Annotated in this window: 3 protein-coding genes and 1 pseudogene; 3 read left to right on the top strand and 1 reads right to left on the bottom strand. The window is 63.2% G+C overall.

Annotated features, from left to right (window positions below):
- Window positions 1–1,593 (bottom strand): ribonuclease E/G (locus tag VGP39_RS15755; protein ID WP_327569033.1); only part of this gene is annotated, 1,593 nt, incomplete at its 3' end.
- Window positions 1,594–2,294: 701 nt separating this feature from the next.
- Between VGP39_RS15755 and VGP39_RS15750 the strand changes: the two genes are divergently transcribed.
- The 3 genes and pseudogenes from VGP39_RS15750 to VGP39_RS15740 all read left to right on the top strand — a co-directional run.
- Complete coding sequence (locus VGP39_RS15750; RefSeq protein WP_327569034.1) at window positions 2,295–3,596, top strand: N-acetylmuramoyl-L-alanine amidase; 1,302 nt, start codon at window positions 2,295–2,297, stop codon at window positions 3,594–3,596.
- A 156-nt stretch (window positions 3,597–3,752) separates the two neighbouring features.
- Window positions 3,753–6,242 (top strand): penicillin-binding protein 1A, encoded by a 2,490-nt coding sequence (locus tag VGP39_RS15745; RefSeq protein WP_327569032.1) that lies wholly within the window; start codon window positions 3,753–3,755, stop codon window positions 6,240–6,242.
- 83 nt (window positions 6,243–6,325) lie between these two features.
- Window positions 6,326–7,120: pseudogene (locus tag VGP39_RS15740) on the top strand (PCRF domain-containing protein); the annotation flags it as partial.

Raw genomic sequence — 7,120 nt, 5'->3', positions numbered from 1 at the left:
CAACTGCACCGTCGGCGAGAACATCGCATCGAGCTGGCTCTCGACGCCCATGCGCGAGAACAGCGGCTGGCCGTCGCGATATTGCCGGACCGCGCGCACGTTCGAGGGCATCAGCATCTTCATGAAATCGCGGGCTTCCTGATAACCGGCTTCGCCGGCGACCTGGATTTCGTCGATTTCCTTGTTGTAGAGATCGCGTAAGGATCGCTTGATCAGCGAGCCTTCCTCATAGACGAGGGTCGGCGCCTGCGACTTCAGGGTCATGTCGCGCACGGTTTCCCACATGCGGATCAGATATTCGAAGTCGCGCTTGATTTCCGGCTTGGTGCGGGAGGCGCCCGCGGTGCGCAGGATGATCCCCATGCCTTCCGGCACGTCGAGATCCTGCACCACTTCCTTCAGCCGCGAGCGGTCCTGTGCCGACGTGATCTTGCGGCTGATGCCGCCGCCGCGCGCGGTATTGGGCATCAGCACGGCATAACGGCCGGCCAGCGACAGATAGGTGGTCAGCGCCGCGCCCTTGTTGCCGCGTTCTTCCTTGACCACCTGGACCAGCATCACCTGCCGGCGCTTGATGACTTCCTGGATCTTGTACTGACGCCGGGGACGGAAGGCGCGCTCCGGCACTTCCTCGAGGACATCGTCGCCGCCGACGGATTCGACGATTTCTTCCTCGGCCTCTTCGCCTTCGTCCTCTTCGTCGTCGTGATGTTCGTCGCCCTGCGGAGCGGCGGCATGATCGTCGCGCTGCGAAGCGGCGTGATCGCCGTCGGCATGTTCGGCGCGCGGCGCGTCGTCGGCATGGGCCTGATTTTCGAACGCCTGCTCTTCGTGGGCATGAACATCAACATCATGTGCGGCTTCTTCGCGAACCTGCGCCTCGGTTGGCGCGTCCGGCGGAGAAGCGACGGATGCCTCGATGGCCGCTGAAACCGGCATCTCGGTCTGAGATTCCGGCGCGGCGGTTTCATGCGCGACGTCATGGTGGTCGTGCCCTTCGTGGGTGTGTTCATGCGCATCGTCATGAACTTGCTCCTGCGCATGCTCGTGGCCTTCATGACCGTGATGATCCGCATCCGCCTGGCGGTGTTCGGCATCATGGGCGTGGGCGTCGCCATTTTCGCCGGGCTCGTGCTGATGATGCTCGTGCTCATTGGGCTCGGCGGCCTGCGCCGTATCCGGGCTTTCCGCGTTGACGACCTCGCTCTGCACCCGCTCGCCATTGCCGCGGCGGCGCGCGTTGCGATGCCGCGGACGGCGGTGGCGGTTGGAGCGGTTTTCGGACTCTTCCTCGGCCTCGCGATGCGCGCGCTCGTCGGCTTCGATCAGCGCCTGGCGGTCAGCGACCGGAATTTGGTAATAGTCGGGATGGATTTCGCTGAAGGCCAGGAAGCCGTGGCGATTGCCGCCATATTCAATGAACGCGGCCTGCAGCGACGGCTCTACGCGGGTGACCTTGGCGAGATAGATGTTGCCGCGCAGTTGCTTGCGTTGGGCGGTCTCAAAATCAAATTCTTCGACGCGATTGCCGCGAACCACGACAACCCGGGTCTCTTCCGGGTGGGTGGCATCGATCAACATTTTGTTGGGCATTTTGGAGCTCTTGACGGCGGAGGGCGCGCATGTCGGCAAGCGCATGTCGAGCAGCCGGGTGACGCGACGGTCCACCTGATTCGGGGGTGAGGGGAAGGCCGAAACGCAACCCGGGACGCCCAGCCGAACGCGATCCCGTTGCAGGGCGACGCGCGAGGCTTTCGCTTCGCATCGGCGCAATCCTTGCGTGGATCTTGGTCGGCATCTCAGTCTGGCGCATCAAGCGTCGGCCCGTCTGAACACGTTGGCGGCAAAGGCGCCGCCTTGTCTGTCGCTGCCGGCCCGGCGTGGCGCCAAGGCGCTTGCCGGCTCCCGCATATCGCGGCTTTGGGCCGGAATAATCGGTTATGAAGTGTCTAAAGCCGCCCTGGAGCAAGAAAGTACCTGGGGGCGGACGCCGCTCGGGCTCGAAACCGTCCCTCCCGATCGGCCGCGCGCTGGCGCTGGCCGTGGAAGGATCGGAAAGACGCTGGAACCTCTAACAATTGTTCGGAGGAACCGGCGCTGCACCGGGAGGCTGAACGCGACACAACCGGGAGTTAAACCGTCAGCACCTTTTACATACGTGGATTGGCCGGCCCATGCAAGGGAACCGTCACGGCGCGGCAACACTGCGTCGTATTCGGCCCGAGAGCGTTAAGCTTCGGTTAACCCTGCGGTTCTATTGCGGTAAAGAGGGGCTGCTCGGAGGCATGGATTCGTTGGCGGGCCGCGCAAATCATAGGGTTTTGCTTGCAGCGGCAGTCGTTTGCGCCGCAGCAATGTGTGGCCTCGCGCCGGCTGCGGTCAGGGCGGCCGAAGGCGATCCGTTGCGCCCTTCGGTTGCAGTCAATTTTCCTATCGCCTCGGACGTGCGGCTGGCCGGTGACGTCAAGCAAACCCGCTTTATCCTCGACCTCGACAGGAACATTCAGTTCCGCGCGTTCGCGCTCGCCGATCCCTATCGCGTGGTCGTCGATCTTCCGCAGGTCACATTCCAGCTTGCCGCGGGCGCCGGCACGACCGGGCGTGGGCTGATCAAGGCATTCCGCTATGGGCTGGTGATGCCCGGGGGTTCGCGCATCGTGTTCGATCTCGCCGGACCGGCGAAAATCGAGAAATCATACGTGCTGGATGCGGCCAACGGTCAGCCGCCGCGGCTGGTGCTCGAATTCGAAGCGGTGGATCGGACCACCTTCGTGCAGTCGCTCGCCGTGGAAGGCCGGCCGGATCTGCGACCGGCGATCGGAGCGGCTGACACCGTTGCGACCGCTGCTGTCGAGGCGACCGGAACAGCCAAGCCGGCCGAGCCGCCGGACAAGCGCCCCGTCGTCGTCATCGATCCCGGGCATGGCGGTATCGACAATGGCACCCAGGCCAGCGGCGAAAGCGAAAAAAACCTCGTGCTGGGCTTTGCCCTGGCGTTGCGCGACCGGGTTGAGAAGGCCGGCAAATACCGCGTGGTCATGACCCGAACCGACGATACTTTTATTCCGCTCGCAGACCGGGTGCGGATTGCGCGCAATCAGTCGGCGGCTTTGTTGGTATCCATCCACGCCGATGCGCTGCCGCGGGGCGAGGGGGACGCCCGGGGCGCCACCATCTACACCTTGTCGGACAAGGCCTCCGACGCCGAAGCGGAACGGCTTGCCGAGTTGGAAAACAGGGCGGACGCCATTGCCGGCGTCAACCTGACGGAGGAGCCGACCGACGTCGCCGATATCCTGATCGATCTGGCGCAGCGGGAAACCCGCACCTTTTCAAACCGCTTTGCCCGCCTCTTGAAGAACGAAATGAAAACCACCGCGCGGATGCACAAGCATCCGCTGAAATCCGCCGGATTCAAGGTGCTCAAGGCGCCGGACGTACCATCGGTGCTGATCGAACTCGGCTATGTTTCGAACAAGAGCGACCTCGAGCACCTGGTGTCGGACAACTGGCGATCCAGGACGGTCGGATCGGTGGCGCAGGCGATCGACGCTTTTTTCGCCAAGCGCATGGTATCGGCCGGATCGGCCAATTGAAAAAGGCGGCCTTCAATGGTTGAAGCCCTAGTTTGGCCACAGCGCCGGCTCTATAAAAAGTCATTGCGAGGCCTGCAGAATCGGTAAAATCGCCTTCCGGCGGCGCGGGAAAGACGCCGTTCGCCACGGCGCAAGGGTTGAAACGGATATTCGCTGATGCGCTTTCTGGTGCGGTTCATGGGTTTCTTGTTCGCCGCCGGGACCGTTGTGTTCCTGGTCGGCGTCGCCGCCACCGCCGGTATGATCTGGCACTATTCCAAGGATCTGCCGGATTATTCCCAGCTTCAGGACTATGAACCCGCAGTGATGACGCGGGTCCATGCCTCTGACGGGGCGCTGCTGGCGGAATACTCCAAGGAGCGCCGGCTGTATCTGCCGATCCAGGCGGTGCCTAAGCTGGTGATCAACGCCTTTCTGGCGGCAGAGGACAAGAATTTCTACGAGCACGGCGGCATCGATTTTACCGGCATGGCCCGCGCGGCGGTCATCTATGCGCAAAACTACGGCTCCAACCGCCGCCCGCAGGGCGCCTCCACGATCACCCAGCAGGTCGCAAAGAACTTTCTTCTGACCAACGAGGTGTCTTTCACCCGCAAGATCAAGGAAGCCTTGCTGGCGATGCGGATCGAGCGGGCCTACTCCAAGGACAAAATTCTAGAGCTCTATCTCAACGAAATCTATCTTGGTCTCAGCGCTTACGGCGTTGCCGCGGCGTCGCTGGTCTATTTCGACAAATCGGTCAACGAACTCACCATTGCGGAAGCCGCCTACCTGGCCGCGCTGCCCAAGGCGCCGTCGTCGCTGCATCCGATCCGTAACCGCGACCGGGCGATCGAGCGCCGTAACTACGTGATCGATCGCCTGCTGGAAAATGGCTGGATCAAGCAGGCCGACGCCGATGCGTCTCGCAAGGAGCCGATGCAGGTCACCAATCGGGCGAATGCCGCGCACATTTTCGCCGGCGAATATTTCGCCGAGGAAGTCCGCCGCGATGTGTTCGAACGCTACGGCGAAAAGAAGCTCTATGAAGGCGGCCTGTCGGTTCGAACCACGCTCGACCCGAAACTGCAGGTGATGGCGCGCAAGACCATGACCAACGGCCTCATCAATTTCGACGAGGCGCAGGGCTGGCGCGGCGCGAGCACCAAGCTGGACATATCGGGCGACTGGGGCATAAAACTCGCCGACGTCAAATCGCTGTCGGACATTTCGCCGTGGCGGATGGCGGTAGTGCTGGAAACCAGCGACCAGTCGGCGCGGATCGGCTTTCAGCCCGGCCGCGAACTCGGCGGCGCGGTCCTCAAGGACCGGCAAACCGGAAACCTTACCCTCGAAGGCGTGCGATGGGCCAAGGCCGCGTCCGGTCCCACGCGCTTCAAGACGCCAACCACGGTTTCGCAGGTTCTCGCGCCGGGCGACGTCATCTACGTCGACCCATTGATCGCCAAGGATGGAACGAGGGTCGAAGGCCAGTACCGGCTGCGGCAATATCCGGAGGTCTCCGGCGCAATGGTCGCGATGGATCCGTGGACCGGCCGCGTGCTGGCGATGGTCGGCGGATTCTCGTTCGACCAGAGCCAGTTCAACCGTGCGACCCAGGCCTATCGGCAGCCGGGCTCGTCGTTCAAGCCGCTGGTTTATTCTTCAGCTCTCGACAATGGCTACACGCCGTCCACGGTCGTGATCGATGCCCCGATCGAAATCGATCAGGGGCAGGGCGCGGGGGTCTGGCGTCCGGAAAACTATTCGACCGGCAAATATTACGGGCCGCAGACGCTGCGTAACGCGCTGCAGCGCTCGCTCAACACGGTGACCGTGCGGCTGGCGCAGGACATCGGCATGCCGCTGATCGGCGAATATGCCAAGCGTTTTGGCGTCTATGACGAACTGCCGAACTATCTGTCCTACGCGCTCGGCGCCGGCGAAACCACGGTGATGCGCATGGTCACGGCCTATTCGATGTTCGCCAATGGCGGCCGTCGCGTGAAGTCGACGCTGATCGACCGCATCCAGGACCGTTACGGCCGCACCATCTTCAAGCACGACGCGCGCGAATGCCGTGGCTGCGATGCCCCCGATGGCTGGAAGAACCAGCCCGAGCCGCAACTGGTCGATCGCCGCGAGCAGGTGCTGGATGCGATGACGGCCTACCAGATCACCTCGATGATGGAAGGCGTGGTGCAGGCCGGCACCGCGACCGTGGTGAAGGAGGTCGGCAAGCCGATCGCCGGCAAGACCGGCACCACCAACGACGAAAAGGACGCCTGGTTCATCGGCTTCTCGCCCGACATCGTGGTCGGCATCTATGTCGGCTACGACAAGCCCCGCAACCTCGGCAAGGGCGCCACCGGCGGTCATCTGGCCGCGCCGATCGCCAAGGATTTCCTAAAACTCGCGCTCGCCGACAAGCCGGCGATTCCGTTCCGCGTGCCGGCGGGCATCAAGCTGATCCGCGTCGACGCCAAGAGCGGCATGCGCGCCGGTCCGGGCGAGGGCGGCAGGACCATTCTGGAAGCCTTCAAGCCGGGCACCGCGCCGCCGGACAACTATTCCGTGATCGGCGTGGCCGATGCGGACGGGCGGCAACAAGTACCACCTGACGCGGAGCGAACCCTGTTCCGCTCCGGTATCGGCGGGCTTTATTAGAGCGACGTTGCGCTTTCGGCGGCCCGCCGCTACATCCCTCCTGTCATTTCCATCGCGGCGCCGCGCCGCAGATCAGAGTACCCATGCGCGCTGAAATCGAAAGACTCGTCGAGGAGATCAAGCAGTCGGTCGGGCTGCTGAGGAGGCATCTTTGACGTCGAACAATCCACCGCGCGCCTTGCGGAGCTGAACCAGCTCGCCGAAGACCCCAATCTCTGGAACGACCCGCAGAAGGCGCAGAAGCTGATGCAGGAGCGCACCTCGCTGGAGGAAGCGCTTTCCGGCATCGGCAAGGTCGAGCGCGAGCTTGAGGACAATGTCGGCATGATCGAACTCGGCGAGGCCGAGAACGATGAAGGCGTGGTCGCGGAGGCCGAAACCGCGCTGAAAACCCTGAAAAAGGAAGTCGCCCGCCGCGAACTCGAAGCGCTGCTGTCGGGTGAAGCCGACCGGTTCAACTCCTATCTCGAAGTCCACGCCGGCGCCGGCGGTACCGAGAGCCAGGACTGGGCCTCGATGCTGCTGCGCATGTACACCCGCTGGGCCGAAAAACACGGCTTCAAGATCGAATATCTGGAGGAGACGCAGGGCGAAGAGGCCGGCATCAAATCGGCGACCATCCAGATCAGCGGCCACAACGCCTATGGCTGGCTGAAAACCGAAGCCGGCGTGCACCGGCTGGTGCGGATTTCGCCGTTCGATTCCAACGCGCGCCGGCACACCTCGTTCTCCAGCGTCGCGATCTTTCCGGTGGTCGACAACTCAATCAAGATCGACATCGCCGAATCCGACGTTCGCGTCGATACGATGCGCTCCGGCGGCGCCGGCGGCCAGCACGTCAACAAGACCGAGTCCGCGGTGCGGCTGACCCATATTCC

The organism is Bradyrhizobium sp., from assembly GCF_036009065.1.
Taxonomy (GTDB): domain Bacteria; phylum Pseudomonadota; class Alphaproteobacteria; order Rhizobiales; family Xanthobacteraceae; genus Bradyrhizobium.
Note: the sequence above shows the minus strand (reverse complement) of the source record. Positions and strands in the feature narration are given on the sequence as shown.

Bases quoted from the DNA above. Each gene is read 5' to 3' on its own strand.
- VGP39_RS15745 (WP_327569032.1), top strand. From the start codon at position 3,753: ATGCGCTTTCTGGTGCGGTTCATGGGTTTCTTGTTCGCCGCCGGGACC.